General features: G+C 48.2%; 21 protein-coding genes. 12 read left to right on the top strand and 9 right to left on the bottom strand.

All coding sequences use genetic code 11. The annotated features are described in order from the left end of the window. The first annotated feature begins 258 nt into the window (after window positions 1-258). The 3 genes from CWC46_RS19315 to CWC46_RS19305 all read left to right on the top strand — a co-directional run bounded on the left by CWC46_RS19315 (window position 259) and on the right by CWC46_RS19305 (window position 2,382). Window positions 259-702, top strand: a complete 444-nt coding sequence (locus tag CWC46_RS19315; RefSeq protein WP_021014907.1) for a PaaI family thioesterase — start codon at window positions 259-261, stop codon at window positions 700-702. Window positions 703-877: 175 nt separating this feature from the next. Then, window positions 878-1,855, top strand: a complete 978-nt coding sequence (gene mbfA / locus CWC46_RS19310) for an iron exporter MbfA (RefSeq protein ID WP_021014908.1) — start codon at window positions 878-880, stop codon at window positions 1,853-1,855. Between the two features lie 185 nt (window positions 1,856-2,040). After that, window positions 2,041-2,382, top strand: coding sequence for a zinc ribbon domain-containing protein YjdM (locus tag CWC46_RS19305; protein WP_021014909.1), 342 nt, complete (start codon window positions 2,041-2,043; stop codon window positions 2,380-2,382). 115 nt (window positions 2,383-2,497) lie between these two features. Here CWC46_RS19305 and CWC46_RS19300 read toward each other — a convergent pair whose 3' ends face one another. After that, complete coding sequence (locus CWC46_RS19300; RefSeq protein ID WP_237160191.1) at window positions 2,498-3,400, bottom strand: LysR family transcriptional regulator; 903 nt, start codon at window positions 3,398-3,400, stop codon at window positions 2,498-2,500. Window positions 3,401-3,546: 146 nt separating this feature from the next. Here CWC46_RS19300 and CWC46_RS19295 point away from each other — a divergent pair, with 146 nt between their 5' ends. Genes CWC46_RS19295 through CWC46_RS19285 form a run of 3 tightly spaced genes read left to right on the top strand, consistent with a single transcriptional unit; the run spans window position 3,547 to window position 6,418 of the window. Continuing rightward, window positions 3,547-4,776 (top strand): argininosuccinate synthase-related protein, encoded by a 1,230-nt coding sequence (locus tag CWC46_RS19295; protein WP_021014911.1) that lies wholly within the window; start codon window positions 3,547-3,549, stop codon window positions 4,774-4,776. 8 nt (window positions 4,777-4,784) lie between these two features. Beyond that, window positions 4,785-5,537 (top strand): 2OG-Fe dioxygenase family protein, encoded by a 753-nt coding sequence (locus tag CWC46_RS19290; RefSeq protein ID WP_021014912.1) that lies wholly within the window; start codon window positions 4,785-4,787, stop codon window positions 5,535-5,537. Continuing rightward, window positions 5,531-6,418 carry an EamA family transporter gene (locus CWC46_RS19285; protein WP_021014913.1) on the top strand — a complete coding sequence of 296 codons (888 nt, stop codon included), beginning with the start codon at window positions 5,531-5,533 and terminating at the stop codon, window positions 6,416-6,418. The genes CWC46_RS19290 and CWC46_RS19285 overlap by 7 nt, the downstream gene beginning before the upstream one ends. A gap of 86 nt (window positions 6,419-6,504) precedes the next feature. Here CWC46_RS19285 and CWC46_RS19280 read toward each other — a convergent pair whose 3' ends face one another. From CWC46_RS19280 to CWC46_RS19265, 4 genes are read right to left on the bottom strand one after another with little or no spacing between them, the layout of a single operon-like run. Beyond that, complete coding sequence (locus CWC46_RS19280) at window positions 6,505-7,224, bottom strand: GGDEF domain-containing protein (RefSeq protein WP_021014914.1); 720 nt, start codon at window positions 7,222-7,224, stop codon at window positions 6,505-6,507. Between the two features lie 4 nt (window positions 7,225-7,228). Then, window positions 7,229-7,648: a DUF1987 domain-containing protein gene (locus tag CWC46_RS19275; protein ID WP_021014915.1), complete on the bottom strand. Its 420-nt coding sequence runs from the start codon at window positions 7,646-7,648 to the stop codon at window positions 7,229-7,231. Between the two features lies 1 nt (window position 7,649). Continuing rightward, complete coding sequence (locus CWC46_RS19270; protein ID WP_021014916.1) at window positions 7,650-8,201, bottom strand: SiaB family protein kinase; 552 nt, start codon at window positions 8,199-8,201, stop codon at window positions 7,650-7,652. Window positions 8,202-8,238: 37 nt separating this feature from the next. Then, entirely contained in the window at window positions 8,239-9,468 is a 1,230-nt protein-coding gene (locus CWC46_RS19265; protein WP_021014917.1) for a SpoIIE family protein phosphatase, read from the bottom strand. Between the two features lie 689 nt (window positions 9,469-10,157). Here CWC46_RS19265 and CWC46_RS19260 point away from each other — a divergent pair. After that, window positions 10,158-10,760: a hypothetical protein gene (locus tag CWC46_RS19260; RefSeq protein WP_021014918.1), complete on the top strand. Its 603-nt coding sequence runs from the start codon at window positions 10,158-10,160 to the stop codon at window positions 10,758-10,760. A 109-nt stretch (window positions 10,761-10,869) separates the two neighbouring features. Here the strand turns inward: CWC46_RS19260 and CWC46_RS19255 are convergent, their stop codons facing one another. Beyond that, a complete protein-coding gene (locus CWC46_RS19255; protein WP_021014919.1) occupies window positions 10,870-11,760 on the bottom strand; it encodes a LysR family transcriptional regulator in 891 nt (296 codons plus the stop codon). 96 nt (window positions 11,761-11,856) lie between these two features. Between CWC46_RS19255 and CWC46_RS19250 the strand changes: the two genes are divergently transcribed. Further along, the gene (locus CWC46_RS19250) at window positions 11,857-12,390 is read left to right on the top strand and encodes a GNAT family N-acetyltransferase (protein WP_021014920.1); all 534 of its coding nucleotides are present in this window, start codon (window positions 11,857-11,859) and stop codon (window positions 12,388-12,390) included. A gap of 62 nt (window positions 12,391-12,452) precedes the next feature. Here CWC46_RS19250 and CWC46_RS19245 read toward each other — a convergent pair whose 3' ends face one another. Both CWC46_RS19245 and CWC46_RS19240 read right to left on the bottom strand, forming a co-directional pair. After that, window positions 12,453-13,733, bottom strand: a complete 1,281-nt coding sequence (locus CWC46_RS19245) for an MFS transporter (protein ID WP_021014921.1) — start codon at window positions 13,731-13,733, stop codon at window positions 12,453-12,455. 8 nt (window positions 13,734-13,741) lie between these two features. After that, window positions 13,742-15,169, bottom strand: coding sequence for a M20 family metallopeptidase (locus CWC46_RS19240; RefSeq protein WP_021014922.1), 1,428 nt, complete (start codon window positions 15,167-15,169; stop codon window positions 13,742-13,744). A 163-nt stretch (window positions 15,170-15,332) separates the two neighbouring features. Here CWC46_RS19240 and CWC46_RS19235 point away from each other — a divergent pair, with 163 nt between their 5' ends. The 3 genes from CWC46_RS19235 (at window position 15,333) to CWC46_RS19225 (ending at window position 18,975) form a co-directional block, all read left to right on the top strand. Continuing rightward, complete coding sequence (locus CWC46_RS19235; protein ID WP_021014923.1) at window positions 15,333-16,265, top strand: LysR family transcriptional regulator; 933 nt, start codon at window positions 15,333-15,335, stop codon at window positions 16,263-16,265. A 284-nt stretch (window positions 16,266-16,549) separates the two neighbouring features. Beyond that, window positions 16,550-17,671: a 5-methyltetrahydropteroyltriglutamate--homocysteine S-methyltransferase gene (locus tag CWC46_RS19230; protein WP_021014924.1), complete on the top strand. Its 1,122-nt coding sequence runs from the start codon at window positions 16,550-16,552 to the stop codon at window positions 17,669-17,671. A gap of 254 nt (window positions 17,672-17,925) precedes the next feature. Next, complete coding sequence (locus CWC46_RS19225) at window positions 17,926-18,975, top strand: type II asparaginase (protein WP_021014925.1); 1,050 nt, start codon at window positions 17,926-17,928, stop codon at window positions 18,973-18,975. Window positions 18,976-19,134: 159 nt separating this feature from the next. On the opposite strand, the gene CWC46_RS19220 is transcribed toward CWC46_RS19225, so the two are convergent. Next, on the bottom strand, window positions 19,135-19,683 hold the full coding sequence (locus CWC46_RS19220) for a helix-turn-helix domain-containing protein (RefSeq protein ID WP_037380716.1): 549 nt from the start codon (window positions 19,681-19,683) through the stop codon (window positions 19,135-19,137). A gap of 230 nt (window positions 19,684-19,913) precedes the next feature. Here CWC46_RS19220 and CWC46_RS19215 point away from each other — a divergent pair, with 230 nt between their 5' ends. Then, the gene (locus tag CWC46_RS19215; protein WP_021014927.1) at window positions 19,914-20,441 is read left to right on the top strand and encodes a GNAT family N-acetyltransferase; all 528 of its coding nucleotides are present in this window, start codon (window positions 19,914-19,916) and stop codon (window positions 20,439-20,441) included. Window positions 20,442-20,483 lie beyond the last annotated feature (42 nt).

Raw genomic sequence — 20,483 nt, 5'->3', positions numbered from 1 at the left:
ATTGACCAGAACGTTGGGCGCCATTGATTGAAAGTAACGGCTGTTAGTCGAAATAAAGTGAATTCAATTATTTTGATGTCAGGACCGTTCGGGATAGGAGCAATGCAATAAAAAACTGATTGAAACCATTGATGCTACTGTATGGATGGGCAGCGGGTGTCGTAGTAATTTATATGACTCGGACGCGGATTATTGTGGATGAGCCCTCCGAACAGCAGTCTGATTAAGGGGGCTTCTTTTCCCCCATGGAGACACATTATGAATAGCTTATATACGGAAACGAAGAAGATTCATGCGCAATGTATCGCTTGTGGTGAGCCAGCAGAGGGGCAACTGGCTCTCGGGCTGGTGTTCCGTGAAATGGCCAATGGTGCGGTTACCACCGATTTTCTGGTGACACCTGAACACCAGGGTTATCCGGGATTATTGCACGGTGGTCTGATCTCGACGCTTCTGGATGCAACCATGACAAATTGCCTCTTTTCCCGAGGTATTCATGCTCTAACGGTAGAGTTATTGGTGCGATTTTCTACTCCAATACCAGTGGGTAGTTACCTGTCGATTACATCTTGGGTTTTATCGCAAAGAAAAAATATCTTTCGATTGGAATCTACTATCTGTTTTCGGGGAGAATTGAAGCATTTGGCGCGGGCAACTGCAAAATTTATGGCGGTTCCCCAGGCATTTTTCTATCAAAAATGAGCGCTTGGTTGTTGTTGCCTGTAACAATGACATCTTTAATGGATTTGAATCAACATGTTGGCTTGCCTTGTTATTACCGAAAGCGCCCGCCTGCTGTCGGCAAGGGAAAACAATTCGAGACATCTTAAATTAACGTTACATTCTGTTATTCATTCTTGGTATTTAGGGGGTCAATGTGTGGTCTGGATTTGATAGAAGGCGTCAGTTTTCCGAGCTTAATGAGCAAGAGGTCCTCTCACTGGCAATTTCCTCTGAAGAGGATGATGCCCGTATTTACCAGACGTACTCGATGCATGTACAAGAGGACTATCCCGCAACAGCAGAAATGCTCCTGAGGATGGCAAAGGAGGAGAACCGTCATCGCGAACGGCTGATATCCCTGCATCAGCGTCGATTTGGGAATATTATTCCGCTGATAAGACGCGAGCATATTGCCGGTTATTACAATCGTAAACCACTATGGCTGGTTCAAAATCTGGGCATTGCCCGGATTCGGGCAGAAGTCGCAGCAATGGAAGAGGCGGCACATCAGTTTTACATATTAGCCGCACAACGTACGAGTGACGCGGATACTCGGCGATTGCTCGGTGACCTGGCAGCAATGGAAGCCCGGCACACTGATCTCGTGGCAAGCCTGGAAAAAGAGATGCTGCCTGAGGATGTGCGTTCGGAGGAGGATGCTCTCGCACATCGCCAGTTTATCCTGACCTGGGTACAACCGGGATTGGCAGGACTAATGGATGGTTCTGTTTCGACTCTGGCTCCGGTTTTCGCTACAGCGTTCGCAACACAGTCGACCTGGACCACTTTTTTAGTTGGTCTGGCCGCATCGATTGGTGCGGGAATATCTATGGGGTTTACGGAGGCGGCGGCTGATGACGGGACAATTTCCGGAAGGGGATCGCCAATCAAACGGGGATTGGCGGCTGGCGTGATGACGGCCCTGGGAGGCTTGGGTCATGCATTACCTTATCTTATCACTAATTTTTGGATGGCAACCAGCATCGCCTTTGTGATGGTATTCTGTGAATTATGGAGTATTGCCTGGATCCAAAAGCGCTACATGGAAACACCATTCTGGCGTGCTGCGTTACAGGTAGTGTTGGGTGGTGCACTTGTTTTTGCCGCCGGGGTTTTGATCGGAAACGCTTAGCCAGCCTCTATCAGGCGTGCTGATTTTCTCCTTTGATACGATGGTTGAGGCAATCGCGGTAATTTCATTGTAAAAGATGGCTACTCACCACGATGACAACAAGATAAAATAGTGGTGAGCAAACTCATTTTTATATGATTTTATACACTTTTTCTCTATTTTTTTATCTTTTTAGGAGTTTACCGATGCCTCAGTTACCGAGTTGCCCAAAATGTAATTCTGAATATACGTGGCAAGATGGCGAGTTATTCAATTGTCCGGAATGTGGTCATGTGTGGTCGGCAGACAGCAGCTCTGCTTCTCAGGACGAAGGCCTGATAGTCAAAGACGCGAATGGTAATTTGCTGGCGGATGGCGACACTGTGACAGTGATTAAGGACTTGAAAGTAAAGGGCAGTTCCTCGACATTGAAAATCGGGACGAAAGTCAGAGGCATTCGTCTGGTCGAAGGCGATCACAATATCGATTGCAAAATTGATGGGTTTGGCGCGATGAAACTGAAATCCGAGTTTGTGAAAAAAAGCTGATTAATGAAGCTCAGCTACTACCGCCGGGCTTTCTGACAGTAAACTCTCACAACGAACCCATTCGATGGAACGGCACCCACACTGCGAAAGGTTGTGGGTCCCGTTTTCACTGTGGCTAAGGGTTGCCGGTCTGTTTGCGGACTAAAATCTTTTCCGTCAGAAAATCGATGAGAACCCGGTATTTAGAGGGTAAATAGCGATTGGGATGATAAAGGATCCACGACATTCCGTAATAGGTTGTCATATAGTCCCACTGTGGCAGTACCTGAATAACTTGCTGTTTTTCAATTGCTTCTTGTACCGTGAAAAAAGGCAGGCAGCCAATGCCTAAATGGTTGAGAATGCCATCAAGCCGCGCTTTGCTATGGTTGGTGGCATAACGGCCTCTTACCGTTACTCTGCTTTGTTCTCCAGTGACGGTATTTTTAAATTTCCAGCAATTATCGCCAGGTGTTTCACCTAAATAAATACAACTGTGTTGCGTCAGATCAAGAGGATGCTGAGGCGTACCTTTTTCATCTAAATAAGTTTTTGTGGCACAAATAATATGATTAACGCGAATAAGTGGTCTTGCGGCCAGTCCGGCGGGAGGATCATCTGTAATTCTGATAATTAAATCAATGTCATCGCCAATCAAGTCAACCAGCCTGTCGGTCAGCATTAATTGCACATCCACATGGGGATACAGCCGTAGAAACTCGGCAATGTGCGGTGTGATTAAATCACGGCCAAATGCTCTGGGGGCGCTGATTTTCACCAGCCCCTGAGGGCTGTTACAGAAGCGATCTGCTATTTCCATTACATTTTTTGCTGACTCAATCATCTCATTACAGTACGCATAAGCTTCCGTGCCAGCGGCGGTGAGTTTGAGCCGGCGCGTCGTGCGCTCCAGTAATTTTATTGACAACGCCTGTTCCAGGCTGGCTATCTGCCTGCTAACTGATGATGCCGTGGTGCCAAGTTGTTCGGCGGCGGCTGAAAAGCTGCCAGACTCAACGACCTGGACGAAAACAGCCATGTACGGCATTAAACCCATGTATTGATTTGTTCTCATAATGCAAAAGAGTTATTTGTTTATCACTATTATTCCACGTGGACGGATCAGCGATACTGACCAGGCAGCAAGTCATTATCATTACAATACACAGCTAAAAGGAAACGAAAATGACGCGTTCTCTGGAAGTGAGGAGTTTGGAAGATCTGTCTTTTATTGCTAAGCACACACAACATATTCTCACCTTATTTAGCGGCGGGGTAGATAGTAGCTATCTTCTTTACAAGCTATCGCAGTATCGCTGTAAAGTCACGGCATTAACTATTGATCTTGGCGATGGTGTTGTCAGCGAGGATTTACAATATATTGCGGAATGCTTTGGTGTCAGATTAAAAGTCATTGACGCTCGTGAACGATTTATTGAGCAAGCGATTATTCCGGCAATTCAAGCTAATGCAAAATATATGGGGATATATCCTATCAGTTCCTCATTATCACGACCGATCATCGCGCAATATGCGGTGGAATTGGCAAAAGGACTGGGTTGTGATGCCATCCTGCATACGGCAAATCAATCACAGAATAGCTTGCGGCGCTTGAATGGGGCTCTGCGGCAACTTAATTTCCCTGGTTATATTGGCAGTCCATATGAGTATTCGGCCTTTAGCCGGGAAGAGAAAATTAAATCGTTGTGTCAGATAGGGTTAGATCGGTTCCAGGCAAGAGGTATTAGTGGTGACGCCAATCTCTGGGTCAGAGAATATGAGTCTGGTGAACTGGATAATCCGGAAGATTTCAGCGTTCCCGAGAGATTGTTTAAATGGACTGCTAAGCCTTCGCAACCATTGAGTTCTTCAACGTCGTTAACTCTGGGATTTGAGTCCGGCAAGCCCGTTTCCATCAATAACACGCCACAGTCGATGATCGAGTTGATCGACACGCTTAACAACGTCGCAGGGAAATATGGTATCGGGCGCTACAGCGGCCTTGAGCATCTGGAAGGCGGAGAGAAAGTGCTTGAAGTCAGGGAAGCGCCAGCAGCGACACTGCTCATGGCGGCCTATCGGCATTTAGAAACTGCGGTTTTGGATGCGAATTTACTCAGAAATAAATTGGCGATAGAGCAAATCTGGGTATGTGAAGCGATTGAAGGGCGCTGGTTTGGTCAGTTAAGCGCAGCAACGGCAGCGTTCATCCAAAAAAGCGCGGAAGCGGTCACCGGCAGTGTTACGTTTTCGCTGCGTCCTGGGGTGGCAGACCTCACGTCTGTGCATGCATTGAACCCACTCTATCTTACGGATCGCGATGGCTGGGAGAAAAACATTGCCATTGCGCGAGGTTGTCGCAGCCTGGCTGAATTATCTTCTTCGCTCACCAACCATTACGCATTGTCCGCATGAGGTGATCTATGAAATTAATTGATGAGTTTTATGCATTGCCATTAAATTTGATAAACACAACGGCAAATGAAATAAAGAAACAAGGATGGGCATTTATTGCTGGGCAGGATGTTATTGATGATCTCGAATTGGATTATGATTATGTTTCCTCATTCGGATGTTATTGGGATTCTCTGGTTCGCGATGAATTTATGGCTGACAATGGTACGTACCGTTATCGCCGTTATAGCCATTTCCGACTGGAGGATCCGCACGGTAAATTGATATTGCTACCACATGAGCCTTATTCTCAATCAACTGAATTCAATTATCTGAATGGTGGTGTCGAACGTTATTATCCTCCGTTGGAGACTAACTTTATTAATCACCCTTTATTTATTTCCCTGATCCGGGGGCTGGCGCAAATATTTAACTGTGCTGAGAAGGAAACACGAACATGGACTATCCGTTTGTATCCTTATCGTATTCTGACTAATAAAATAGAGACTGGAAAACCGACCCCGGAAGGATTACATCGTGATGGTGTTGACTATATTGCCATGGCGTTAATTCGACGCGTCAATGTCTCGGGAGGTGTGACAACCATTACGGATAGCCAACGTACACCTCTGCATAGCAAAACGCTTAACCAGCCGATGGATATTATTGTTGCTGATGACCGCCGAATAATGCACGAGGTTTCTCCTATCTCCTGTAGTCAAGGTTCACAGGGATATCGTGATGTCCTGGTTATTGCCTTTGAGCGAGAATGCCCATGCTGAATAAACTACACAAAAGCACCCGTGGTTATGCGGAGTTAATGCTACTGGCTGTCGCGATGATCTGGGGAACCAGTTATGGTGTGGCGAAAGGCGCCATACTATTTTATCCGGTAGCCGGGTTCCTGTTTATCCGGTTTATCATGACATTTGTTTTACTGCTGCCTGTGCTGCGCAATCATTATCGTCAGGCGTTATTGCCGGGTGCTGTCCTTGGTTTGCTCTTGCTGGCGATCTTCCTGTGTGAAACCTTCGGTGTCATGTATACCAGCGCCAGTAATGCAGCTTTCCTGATCAGCATGTGTGTGGTCCTGACGCCATTTGTTGAGTGGTCCATTTTTCGCCAGCGGCCAGAAACCGCCGTGTTCGTTGCAGCCACATTGTCACTGTGTGGTGCGCTACTGTTAACCCGCACAAACGACGATATTGAGATGAATGTCGGCGATGTATTGGTACTGGGCGCGGCATTGCTGCGCGCACTGATGGTCTGTCTGACCAAAAAACTGATGGAGCATCATGATGTTCCCGCGTTGGCGCTTACCGCAGTGCAAACCGGTGTTGTTGCGGGCGGCTCGTTGATCCTGTTGCTTTGTACTCAGCAGGGGATCCCGCCATTACCAACGACCTGGGCGTTTTGGTCAGCGACGTTATATCTGGTGCTGTTTTGCACGATGTTTGCCAACTATGCCGTTCGCAGAATCACCCCAACACGGGCTTCATTATTGATGGGGTCGGAGCCTTTTTTTGGTGCCATATTTGCCACTCTGTGGTTGCAAGAGCGGCTGAGCGTATTTGCATGGTTGGGGGGAGGGATGATTGTCGCATCATCGCTGTGGGCATCGTGGCCCCGGCCGGTCAGGAGAATTTCCATCAGCGAACCATGAGTACAGACCATGAAAACGCAGCCGATGAGCGCGACGCTTTGGCGGGAATATTCGTTCGGCAACGGTGGCGGCTTGTTTAACCACCACTATTCTATGATGGCATCGACGCTATATTCGACACGGTTCCTACCCTTATTTTTAGCCCGATACAACGCGTTATCAGCGATGCTGTAGAGTGTGTCAAAGCGAGCTTGAGCCGGTGTCCAACTGATGCCGAAACTGGCGGTTACTTTTCGCTGGGGCAGCAATGGGGTTTGGTTGAGACTGTGATGGATCTGTTCCGCAATAGAGACTGCCTGCATCAGCGTATATTCACTCAACAGAATAGTGAACTCTTCGCCGCCCACGCGGCCAATATAGCCTTGTCCCTGCAATACTTCTCGAATGCGTGAAACCAAATTGCAAATCACAGTGTCGCCGGTGGGATGACCGAATGTATCATTGACCTGTTTGAAATGATCAATATCCAGCACAATCAGCGCGGCTGGTTTCTGTGCCAGCGTTTCGTCGACAAGATCGATAATTGCGCGGCGATTAAAAATATCGGTTAACGGATCATGGGTCGCCTTGTATTCCAACTCGACGGCTAATGTGTGAAGTTGGGTATTAAGGCGTGTAAGTTCCTTTTCGGCACGATCACTGCGGGTAATCAGTCGGTAGGTCTCCCGAACCAGACGCTGGTAATGTTCTGATAACAGCATCAGATTGTCCCGATATATTTCAGCTGGCATATCCAGTTGTGCGGCGACGTGACGTGCTGACAGCAAAATATCATACTCTGGTGTAAACAGTTCATTGGTGCTCATGGCGTTACTCCAAAATATGGCTATGAAATTCAAGTGCCGGGAAATCCAGATGCAGTTCTTGTCCGAATTCTTCTGTAATGTCATCGTCTTGGTCGTGATACCAATGTAGGACAATGGGAAGCCCGTTTTCAGCAGCCTGATTGAGAAGGTTAAATAGGCTGAACAGCATCTTGGTGCTGGAGCTGTTGAAGTAAATCAACGACACATGCACATTGATCTTCTTGTCAAGAAGGATGTCTGTAGCCTGTATGGTGGTGAGATAATGCTGAATCCGCGTAATGAGCGGGTTGTAAAACGCCGCCGCATTTTCAGGATAGGACTCACCGGAAAGAGAGAGCTGGTGTGTATCAAAATAAAAATCTACGGTTGGCGAGCTTGGCGTGCCAGCAATATGGAGATTCTCTGTTGTTATAGTCTCTGTCATGTTAAATAATTGCCTTTAGATAAAACGTGGGAAACCCCGTTGATTCATCACTCCGAAAAGTGAATTGCAGGGGTTCACTGGCATCGCGTGCAATAGTCAGTAACCCCATATCAGCGCCTTTGCTCTGGGGCGGAGTATCATCACGTAACGAGGCTTTGTAGGCGAGTTTGATTTCTTCGAGCGTCATGTGACACAGCGGTTCCAGACGCACTCGCAGTTTTTCCATGTCATAGGGATGGACCCGATTGGCACAGAGCAGAAAGTATTTCCCTGCTTCATGGCCGATGCATACCAATCCATGCCGCATTTCATTTGGGTGATCAATTGATGTCAGATTAGCGGCTGAATAACGGATGATGTTCTGAACTATTTCTACAAAACTGGAAAACAATTTGCGGCGAACATTGGCAGGCACCTGTTTTTTTTCCAGTTGTAATTTCACCGCCTCCGCCAGGGAACAGATGATATTTTGTGAAAAGTACCCCACGTAATACAGCGTAAGATCCTGCTGTTGTGTAAGGTCAAAAAAGCCGTCGTAATTCGTGTCTGACATATCGCTGAACCACCCAATTGCCAATTGATAATCTCGTTTATTGCCTGAAACCCCAAAATGTCAGATCGTCTCGTCGATATTGTTCGCCTTGCCAGGCGTTATGTTGCTGCATCAACTGGTTGGCTAGTTTATGCATCGGGAGTGTTTGAAAACGCAGCAATAAGTCTTGCAGGCGACGCTTACCAAACATGATCTGTCGTTCACCACCGATCTGATCGGTCAGTCCATCGGTGGTCGTGAAAACTATATCCTGTGGTGCCAGTGTTTGTCGGAACGCTGGCCAAGTGTAGTCATAAGGTGTGTCAGTATAGCCAACGCCCATGCGATCGTTCTCAAGCATCGTGATTTCACGATTCTGGGCTTTAAGTATGAAGGCGGGTATACGCGCACTGGCCCAGTTAAGGGTAGATGAGGCGGTTTCCATAAATATAAGAATGGCGTCGCAGCCATCATTAGAGGAAGGTTTCTGTCCGATATGACTAATCTGCCCCAATGTATCTTTGATGTGGCGATTGATAGTCTGCAACAGCTGTGCTGGTTGTTCCGGTCCATGTAGGGTTAGCGCCATCTCCAGTGCCGAGGCAAAAATCAGTGTCATGAACGCACCAGGGACACCATGACCTGTACAATCCGCCACCACGGCCAGCCAGCCATGAGCATAGGGTTTGAAGTAGTAACAGTCTCCCCCGACACAATCACGCGGTTCCCATATCAGGCACCATTCTGCCAACGTTTTGGACATTGCCTGATGTGAGGATGCCAGCATTGCTCCCTGGATGACGCTGGCATACTCAATACTTTGCATGATTTGCTGGTGTTTTTGTGCATGCATATCCGCAACGTTTTTAATTAAGTCAATACCCAGTCCAATGCCGAGATATTGCCCTTGTTCAACAATGATAAATCCATCAGTCAGAAATCTATCGCCGGTAATCACCGCCTTATCTGTCACGTCACTTAAGGAGGTAGAAGCCTCTACTACCAGCGGATTTTTATCCATGAAAGCAATACAGCTTTTTCTATCATACAACTCGCGATAGAAAGGACGGGCCATCTGAGAGAGGAAAATATTCCGGTTGATTAATCCGAATGGTCGGCCATTTTCGACTACTGGCAAGCTGACCAGATCTTTATGCTGACCAAAGATCTGTAATACGCTGGCATTCTCCGTAGCCGGAGAAACATCGGGTGTAGTAATACACAAGTCGCGTGCACTGGGAAAATGTACTGAGGGCAACCGTGGTTTCGGGACAGATAAGGTATGCATCAGGTGTCTTAACAATAAGATTGTTCTGGATAAAACATAACAACCCTATATGACGAATTCATGACGTTATTCCGCAACTATTGTCTTCTGTGACTGGGTAATCGGGATGCTATGGGTCAGCGAATCTTGTCGATGTCGTGAGGGGGAATAGTGTGAATATTTCTTATTAGCTCAATAAATGAACGTTGTTATTCCAATTATGTCTTAACAAAAAATCAAAATGGCCGATATATTTTATACGTTAGCAATGTAAATGTTGTCGTCAAAATAAGTAATTAAACGTTAGTAAATGTGACACCATGGCGTTTTATTCATTTTTTTTCATAAATTATTTTTTATATGAAAAACGGTTATATGTATCGATGGGGTGGTTAGATTTCTCGATTTCATTCTTTTGCCTAACCAAATTGTGTGTGAATCACGACTGACAATTGCCACCATCAGAATATGTGCCCAATAGATTTCGAGTTGCAGGAAGGCGGTAAGCGAAAGCATTCCGGCGTGCTTACTCAGGCAAATGATTTGAGGAGTGGCAAATCTGCCAGAAGCATATTTGCATACTGTTTACAACGATCCCAAAAGGTGGATTCCAGGGATGGGCCGAGTAACTGAACGCAACCAACGCATCGGTAGCTTGAGAGATGACGGGTATACAGACGTTAAATTCAATAGACGAAAGGAGTTACGTCGTGGCTATATCGGGTCTTGAAACACATAGTCAGAATGTAAAGTCTTTTTACCCGCTCATAACAACCATAAGTTCGGTGAGTAAAGGGGATTCATCCTCGGACTCCACGAGTAATGATGCGCTGGCGAACTTATTTACTACCCCTGATGCGAGTACAAAGGTCACGTTATCCCCTGACGGAAAAAATAAGTCAAATGCTGCCCAGTCAACTGGGAGTATTAGTGGCTTTCAGGAAAAAACCGCTGAGCAGGAAGTTAGGGACAAACAGGAAAAACAAAGAGAAGGCGTGTCTCCAAAACGTTCTCTGGAGATGATGAATGGTATTCCATTGTATGGTGGAACGTTAGTTTCCATGACGAGCTACCCGGATGGTAGTTGGAAAGCGCTTGATGTGTTTACCGGTCAACCGGTGACATCCGCAAATGCCGCACGGATGAGTCAGCAAAACAGCAGTAAAAACCTGGATATGTTTAATTTTTATAGCCAAGGAATATATAAAGGCATGTCTGCTGCTGAAATCTACGAAAAGATACAACAGATGCTGAGCATGGAGTCTGACGGCATGAGCTGGGAAGTCGTCGGTTCATCGGATCTCTTCTCTTAAACCGGTTAAGCGTGGGGATATGCTGAACACCCGGTATGATGCTTTCCAGTTAAGTCACTAACTGAGATTGGGTATTTTTTATTTTTTCGAATCACTGCCTTGTTTCTATTTATTTTGTCAGGGCAGTTTTTTCAAGACGGTTAAGCACAATTTTTAATGCTTTATTCAGTAACTTGTCCTGTCGTAGAGCAATACTCAACGTGCGGCTGAGTGGTGGTGTTAGCGCACGGGCGCAGACACCGCGCCGCAATAATTCGGGTGTCACGGCTATGCTGGGAATAATACTGTATCCCAACCCAGCGACCACCATTTCTTTGATAGCTTCAATACTGCCCAACTCCATCACCGGAACGTTTTTTTCCCCCGATGCACTGAACCAGTCATCAATCAGACTGCGGGTACTGCTGCCTGATTCAAATACAATTAAGGGTAAACGATTCAGTGTCGCGGCATCGAAAAGGGGGGCCGTGGCACAGTCTTTACTTAATATCGCTACGAATTCATCTTCCAGTAGGGGTGAGATAACAAGATTTCGTCCGCTAGCCGGCATTGTGACCAACGCGGCATCAATCTGGTTATCTGCCACGGCTTTGACGATGTCCCGTGTATTGCCGGTATGGATGCCGACAGTAATTCGCGGATAATCCTGTCGAAGTTCACGAAGCAGAGGGGGCATCAGATGAATGCAAGCCGTGGCGCCAGTCCCCAGCACCACACTGCCGATGACGTCCTGTGAATAATCAGCCATGACCTGTTGTACATCATCGAGTACGACTCTAACTCGTTCAGCTTGTGTCAGTAGTGTTTCTCCCGCCGGGGTCGGGCGGAGTTTTTTCCCGGCACGTTCCACCAGCCGCAACCCAAAATAGTGCTCTAACTGACGAACCTGTAGGCTAACTGCCGGTTGTGTCAGCCCGAGAATATCTCCGGCGGCTGAAAAACTGCTTTCCCGCACAACGATGGCAAACGTTGCCAACAGATCCGGATTCAACCTGGCCATAGCAAAGTTTCCTTTATACCGCGTATAAGTTTCAGGCTCTATTCACCAGAAAATGAAAGTTTTACTCTTATTGCTAAACATCAATAAGGAGTATGCATGAATCTGGTCGTTATTGAAGAAGCCAAAGATCATCACATCGCTGCGATTCAGGCGATATATAGTCATCATGTTCTGCATGGTATCGCAACCTTTGAGACAGAACCTCCCGATATTGCCGAAATGCAGGCCCGTCTCAGGAAAGTCCGCGCTGAAAAGCTACCCTGGCTGGTGGCGTTGCGAGACGATCTGGTGGTTGGTTATTGTTATCTCTCGCTGTATCGCACACGTCGGGCATACCGTTTTACCGTGGAAGATTCAGTCTATATTCATCCTGATGTCCAAGGGCAAGGTATCGGGAAGACGCTTTTGTCGACGGCACTGACATTGGCGGAAAACCAGGGCTACCGGCAGATGATTTCTGTAATAGGAAATAGCGAGAATCATGCTTCGCTGGGATTGCATCAATCGCTGGGCTTTGAAATGGTTGGCACATTGCGTTCAGTTGGCATGAAACATGGACGCTGGGTGGATACGGTATTACTTCAGCGGGCGCTGGGTGCCGGCGACACCACATTACCGGATGAGGCCTGATAAACATCATGCGCCGCCGGCGGCGCATGATGTAGCAATCCGTTGCGTAAATTATCGGGGCATCAGTGATGGGTCTGCTGTGTTTTCCACAAGGCAATCACACTTAGTAATGCCACTATCATCAGGTAATAACTGGGGGCCAGGCTGCTACCGGTCGCACTGATCAGCAACGTGCAGATAAACGGTGCGAAGCCGCCAAAGACCGTTACGGAGACGTTATAGCTGATGGCCATGCCGCTGGCGCGGGTAGATACTGGAAACAGGTCTGCCATCATGGAAGGAACGGTGGAGAAATAAACCGATTTCAGCAGCGCCATCCAACCGACTACGATGATGAGAGATAGTGGAGAAAGGTATTTCGTCATCAGCCAGAATGCCGGATAGATGGTGATGATAAGTAACAGCAGTGCCGCCCACATAAGTGGCAGACGGCCGATTTTTTCTGCCCACAGTCCCATCAAAGGGGTGACAATGGTCAGGATAATACCGGCGATCAGTGTGGCGCTGAATGCGGTGGTCGAGGCCAGATGCAATGTCTTGGTGGCGTACGTTGGTACGTAATTCAACATGTAATTGATGGCGGTTGAAATCACCATCAAACCGATAGCGGTAAAAAACAGGCTCTTCTGACGGGTAAAAATCGTTTTTACCGGTGTGGCGTTTTTTTCCGCCTGGTGGAAACTGTCCGGCTCATGAATGTGCCGGCGAATGTACAACCCAACCGGCCCGATCATTAATCCGAAAGCGAAAGGAATACGCCACCCCCAGTCCTGAATCTGCGTTTCGCTCAGAAATTGTGATAATCCCAGACCGAACGCTGACGCCAACAAGGTGCTGGCCCCCTGGGTGGCAAACTGCCAACTGGCGATAAAGGCCCGGCGCTCGGGAAAGTGCTCAACCAGAAAGGCGGTGGAACTGCCGAATTCTCCACCCGCAGAGAAACCCTGAATCAGACGGGCCAGGATAATCAGGATGGGTGCCGCCAGGCCAATCGCCGCGTAGGTCGGCATGAATGTAATGATAGCGCCGCCCAGTAGCATCAGGCTGATGGACAGCAGCAAGGACGCTTTGCGTCCGGCGCGATCTGCATAGGCACCCAGCACCACAGCACCCAGTGGACGAATCAGAAACGCTATACCAAAACTGCCGAAGGTCAGCAGCAGGGAGACTGCCGAATCTTGGGTCGGGAAAAATGCGTGGGCAATATAAATGGCGAAAAAACCATATACTGCGATATCAAACCACTCCAACGCGTTACCGATGCACGTGGCAAACAGCGTTTTGTACAGACTGGGACGAAGCGTTGCAGCGGGTGAATCAAGCTGGCTGGATAATGTGCTCATGGTTCACCTCAGCGAATGCCAGAAGATGCGCGGTGCGCGCGGTGTCTGGCCAAAATATCGTTTCCCTGTTCCCCTAGTTGCCAGAACAGCCTGGTCATTATCTGTAGCCCTTCCCGGGCGACGGAGATCAGCATATGTTCGTCCCCGGCGTGCTGACCGCAGGCAGGATATGAATGCGGGATCCACAATGTCGGTAGCCCAAGGATATCGGCAAAAACTTCATTGGGCAGGGAACCACCGAGGTTAGGTAATAGTGCCGGTTTTTTATCACTGCTCTGACGCATGATATCCAGTGTCCAGTTCACCAGTGGGTCGGTTGGATCCAACCGGGTGGCCGGTGTGCCTCGGACTTCTGAAATATCAACCATGGTAAATCCCTGGGCGTCCAGATGGTGCCGAAGATGCTGGGCCAGATTCTGCCAGTCGGTTCCGATCACAAAACGCAGTTGGCAGACAGCCGTAGCGTGCCCGGGGATAGCGTTCATGGGACGCTGTGGGTTTCCCGTCAAGAAGGCCAGTATTTCCAGTGTGTTCCAGCCGAACAGTCGTTCGGATGCTGTTAATCCTGCTTCTCCCCATTGGCTATCGATATCAGGATCAGTGGCATTGCCACCTGGGGTAATATCGCTGAGGATATCCCGTAATGCGGGAGTCAGATGTGGTGGCTTCAGTGCTTCAACCTGCAATTGACCCTGTTGGTTTACCAGACTGGCGATAGCGTTGGCTAACTGCGTTCCGGGATTGCTTAACAAGCCTCCCCAGTTACCAGAGTGGTAGTCTTTGTTGCGGGCATGAATACTCAAACGGAAATTGACGCAACCGCGGGATCCGAGAAATAACGTAGGGCGTTCTGCATTTAGACGCGGACCATCGGAGGCGATAAATATATCCGCTTGCAACTGTTCTCGATGTTGCTGGCAGACTTCAGCTAATCCAGGGGAGCTGATTTCCTCTCCCATTTCAAAAATCCATTTGCAATTAAAGCCTAACCGCCCACCACGCGCTTGGTAAACCTGTTCTAGCGCAGTGAAATTGATGGAGTGCTGGCCTTTATTGTCTGCGCTGCCCCGTCCATACCAACGGTCACCGTCCTCAGTCAGTTGCCACGGAGAGCGACCATCGCTCCAGTTTTCATCATCACCGAACACCACATCCCCATGACCGTAGCAAAGCAGCGTGGGAAGAGCGGCGTTTTCAGTTCGAGTCGCCAGCAGAAAAGGGCGATGAGTGGCTTGTGGGTTATCTACCTGGCGCAGTTCAAAACCCATAGCTTGCAATGTGGGTATGATTTCAGCACTGAGATAATGGTACAGCGCCTCGTTACGATCGTGGCGCTGACTTTCGGTGGTGATGGCAACGCGCCGTGCCAGTATCTGTTTAAAATTTCCGCTATCAAAAAAGTCCAGTGCTTGTCTTACGGCTTGTTCAGCGGTCATGGTTACCCTGTCTTGTCATGCCTTATGGGGCTGTTTGGTTTTTTTTAATGTTTATTGGTTTCTAAACCAAAACCCAGCCTTGCCACAATAATAATAATTGCAAGCAAGCATTGCTTTTAATATAAATCTCTTTGCACAAAAAAGAGGCGGACTGGGGATTCTCATGCACAGTAGTGAAATACGTTATTTTCTGGCTGTCGCGAATATGGGTTCGTTAAGCGCGGCCAGCCAGCAATTGTTCGTGGCGGTTTCCGCCATTAGCCGGCAGATTCAGAAGTTGGAAACGCGGATTGGTGTACCGCTGTTCGAGCGTCATGCCCGCGGTATGGTGTTGACCGATGCCGGGCAGATTCTGGAAAACCATGTGCGCAAAAGCCTGATGGATATGGACTATGCCATCGCTGAAATTCAAGGATTGAAGGCGGTACGGCGTACTTTTGTGCGCGTTGCCTGTACCGACGGAATGGCATTTGATCTGCTGCCAGGGTTGTTTGCCCGTTTCCGACAGTCAACGCCGTCAGTGACGTTTCACTTGGTGGTGGGTTCCGCTATGCAGGTTTCAGAAATGGTGCGCAATGGTGAATGCGATATCGCCTTGCAGTTTTGTCTGGCGCCAGAACGAGGTGTTGAGGTTATCGCCGTCTATCCCGCACCAGTTTTGCTGCTGATGAGGGACGAACATCCGCTGGCACGGAAAAAAATACACATGGAGGATCTGCATGAATTCCCGCTAGCGCTTTCACATTCTGGCACGACTATTCGCCAACTATTTGATCTGTCATGTCGGATGAGTGGGACATTTCTTGAGCCCACGCTTAGCTGTAACAATTTCTCCGCTCTTTACTACTTCACATTGCAGACTCCGAATGCCATTACCGCTTGCAGCCATTTCTCCGTGTTGTACCGGGCGCGAGCAGATAATTTGACGTTGAAATCGGTGGACAGTGAGCAGCTTGGCCAGCGAACACTCCAGGTACAAACCATGGCCGGGAAGCATCGCTCGGTAGCACTGAGTTATTTTATCGATTTTCTTACCGAGGAACTGCGTCGGGAAAGCGAAAGGTTTTTACGGGATGTAGCCCTGAACGGGTGTTAATAGTGACTGGTACTGTTACCGCGCCCGAAAAGATAATAATTACAGCTTAAAATGTAAATAAAACGAAAATTTAAATAAGATTTCGAAAATAATAATTAGATATAGTTATTTGAGCTTTACCATTTAAATATGTTACCCGCTGTCGTAGGCATGTGGTATGTACCTGAAAACGATGCATGTTAGCCGTTATATTGTGAGATTCGCATTATCGTGATGGCGTTGAGTTAAAAAATAGCGCATTGATGCGCTGACAGTGGCTTGTTAATGAAAAGGATGAAGTTGGCATGAGCCGTACAGTAAAAAAAAACTATCCCCCCTTTCATGCCGATCATGTCGGCAGTTTCCTTCAACCTTCTCGTTTGAAACAGGCGCGTGCTGAATGGGAACAAGGTAGGTTGTCTCGCGACAAACTGACTGAAATTGAAGATGAAGAAGTTTTGCGGGTAGTGGAAAACCAGAAAGCGTGTGGCCTGCGGGCGATTACTGATGGTGAGCTCAGGCGTTCCTGGTGGCATTTTGATTTTTTTGATCATTTACAAGGTCTTGAAGGCTATAACGATACGGATGGTGAACCTTTTAATACTGTTCAGCCACGTACTCATCATATCCGTGTGGTGGGTAAAATTGATTTCGATGTTTCACATCCTTTTCTGGAACATTACCGTTTTCTGCATAAAGCCGTTGGTATTGATGGTTGGAGTCTGGCAAAGCAAACGTTGCCGAGTCCCACCATGCTGATGCATTCCTGCATCCGGGAGAATGCATTTTACACTTCACTGGAAGCCTATAGCGACGATTTGGCCAATACCTATCGTAAGGCGATCCTGGCTTTTTATGATGAGGGCTGCCGTTATCTGCAGTTGGATGACGTTTTCTTGGCCTACCTCTTTGATCTACGGGAGAGGGAAAAAGAGCAGGAAGCGGGTATCGATCTCCAGTATCTGCTGGATATCTGTGTCCGGACTCTTAATCTGGTGCTGGAAGTGCGGCCTGAGGATATGTACATCAGCATGCATATTTGCCGCGGAAGTGCGATGCCTTCCTGGATTTACCAGGACGGCTATGACGCCATTGGTTATGTGATAGCCAGTGTGAATGTTAATGGCCTGTTTCTGGAGTATGACGATGAGCATTCCTGTAGCCTGGAGTTATTGCGACATATTACCCATCAAAAGGTGGTGCTGGGTGTTGTCACTCCCCACAAAGGCGAACTGGAAGATTCGGCAGCGATAAAAATGGCGGTTAACACTGCTTCGCTTTATGTGCCTTTACAACAATTGGCGCTTGGTCCGCTATGTGGTTTTTCCTCGACGCACGGAGAGGCGATGTTAACGGAGGAACAGCAGTGGGCGAAGTTACGTCATATTGTCAATATCGCGCAAGAGGTGTGGACGATGCCCGATTAATCGTGAGTCATCTGGTTTTACGTCCTGGCGATAATAGGAAGACTGGGCTGTCTAAACTTTGACCATTCAGTGACTTAGCTCTCCAGTTAGCAATCATCAGCTATACAGATTAGCAGTGCTGGAGCAAGATAAGCGTCGATGCTGATACATTCGATCAGCAGTATGGATATACCGAAAATAAAAAACAGGCAAATCACCTTCCCGGAATTCTGGTCGGCTGGTTTGTCGCTCTGACATATGAGTTGGAATATGTTATGGAAAAATTGTTTAAAACTCTCTCTGTAATTCTTGTCCTTTGTTTTTCTTTCATGGTCAACGCGGCAGAAAAACTGCCGAACATTGTTATCCTGGCAACAGGCGGTACTATCGCCGGGTCTGCGGCCACTAATACGCAGACTACGGGTTATAAAGCTGGCGCATTAGGGGTTGATGTCCTGATTAATGCGGTGCCAGAGCTAAAAACGATGGCGAATATAAAAGGAGAGCAAATCTCCAACATCGGTAGTGAAAATATGACCAGTGACGTGTTGCTTAAACTGAGTCACCGGGTTAATGCGCTATTGGCGCGTGACGATGTGGATGGTGTCGTGATCACCCACGGTACAGATACGCTGGAAGCGTCGTCATATTTTCTCAATCTGACCGTGAAAAGCGATAAACCCGTTGTGTTTGCAGCGTCCATGCGTCCGGCAACGGCCATGAGTGCCGATGGTCCGATGAACTTGTTTGAGGCAGTGGAAGTCGCAGCAGACAAGAATTCACGTGGTCGTGGTGTGATGGTGGTGCTCAATGATCGTATCGGTTCTGCACGTTTTATCAGCAAGACCAATGCTTCTACACTGGATACCTTTAAAGCGCCGGAAGAGGGGTATCTGGGCGTGATTATTGGTGGTCATATCTACTATCAGAATCGACTGGACAAAATCCATACCACTCGTTCTGTATTCGATGTGACGCATCTGAAATCACTGCCGAAAGTGGATATTATCTATGGCTATCAGGACGACCCGGAATACATGTATGACAGCGCTATTGCGCATGGTGTGAAGGGGATTGTCTACGCTGGCATGGGAGCGGGCTCCGTTTCCAAACGTAGTGACGCCGGTATCCGTAAATCTGAAAGTAAAGGTATTATCGTGGTTCGTTCCACCCGGACTGGCAATGGCATTGTGCCACCGGATGCTAACCAGCCCGGCCTGGTTTCTGATTCACTTAACCCAGCCAAGTCTCGTATTCTGCTGATGCTGGCATTGACTAAAACCACGAATCCGGCAGTGATTCAGGAATATTTCCACACCTACTGATTGTTGCTGATTTGTATTGCTCAACCCCGCATTTAGGCGGGGTTTTTACTTTGTGCAGTGATTAGCAACTGAATTGGGGTGATCTACGCTGAGGCTAGCCGGTCAAATTTGTCTATGCTCACAGCCCACAATATCTGACTTTGGCGACGCTACTATTGGTTATGTCCTATGCAGGACGATGACCGCGTAAACGCAGAGTGTATTGCTTTCGTTCTGAAACGTACAATTCAATGGCGGTCCGAGTTCGAGGCAGTCTCCGGTTGACATCTCGTGCTTTGTGTCGCCCTCCAGAAAGACCAGATTACCTTCCAAAACCCAGATGATTTGACGCACAAATGCATAAGCGGACGCGGGCATGGGAACCAGGGCTCCGGCTGGCAGCTCGATGCGAACCAGGTCGAGCGGCATGTCTGAGTCCGGCGAGATGTGCCGGCGCTGATACCCCGTCTGTGGGTCGGTCCAGACCGGTTGATCGGCCTTGTGAAGCAGGCGCCCTTGTTGGGACTCGGCTCGTGCGATGAGTGTTGACATACTGAGCTGAAAAGCGCCAGAAAGTTTGCCGAGCAACGTTGCGGTCGGACTACTTTCACCGCGCTCGATCTTGTGAATCATGGCCCGCGATACGGTCGAGCGCTCAGCAAGCTCGGTTAATGACCAGCCGCGACTTTCCCGTTCCATCTTGATGCGAGTACCGATGCGCTTGTCGATGGTGTTCTCCTTGTTGTTTGCTGCGTAATACTATAGTGGACAAATGTCGTGTTTTCAACCAACAAGTAGGGCGTTTTATTGGTATATTTTGGTTTATCTTGCAGAATACCATTTTCAAATGTCTAATTTATTAGACTAGTGAGATGGCGTGGAATACCATTCTGCCGTTGGTCTGTTCACTTTGGTGGATCGGCGGCACGTTTAACCATATTGATGATCCGGAGAGAACCATGCAAATACGTGATGCAAATGATGATGATGCCGATGGTATTGCGGCGATCTACAACGATGCTGTACTTAACACCACTGCGATCTGGAACGAGAAGGCGGTCGACGCGGATAATCGGAAAGTTTGGATCGCAGACAGGCGCCGTCAGGGCTATCCGGTGCTGGTGGCTGTCGATGATGCGGATTCCGTACTCGGCTATGCCTCCTTTGGTGATTGGCGTGTTTTCGACGGCTACCGTCATACGGTGGAGCATTCCGTTTATGTACATAAGGATCGACGCGGTTACGGGACAGGTAAGGTACTGATGAACGCGCTGATTGCGCGCGCTCGTGACCTTGACAAACATGTAATGGTGGCTGGCATTGAGGCGACCAACACCGTCTCGATCGAACTGCATCGTAAACTCGGGTTTGTGGACGTTGGTCTGCTGCCGCAAGTAGGCACAAAATTTGGGCGATGGCTCGATCTCGCCTTTTTCCAGTTAGTGCTTGATGCGCGGTTAGAACCCGACAATACGAAACCAGTTTGAACCCCACCGGGGGACGTCCCTGATCCGGCGGCTTATCATGAC

Origin of the sequence: Prodigiosinella confusarubida, from assembly GCF_002847015.1 — a bacterium.
Lineage (GTDB): Bacteria > Pseudomonadota > Gammaproteobacteria > Enterobacterales > Enterobacteriaceae > Prodigiosinella > Prodigiosinella aquatilis.
Note: the sequence above shows the minus strand (reverse complement) of the source record. Positions and strands in the feature narration are given on the sequence as shown.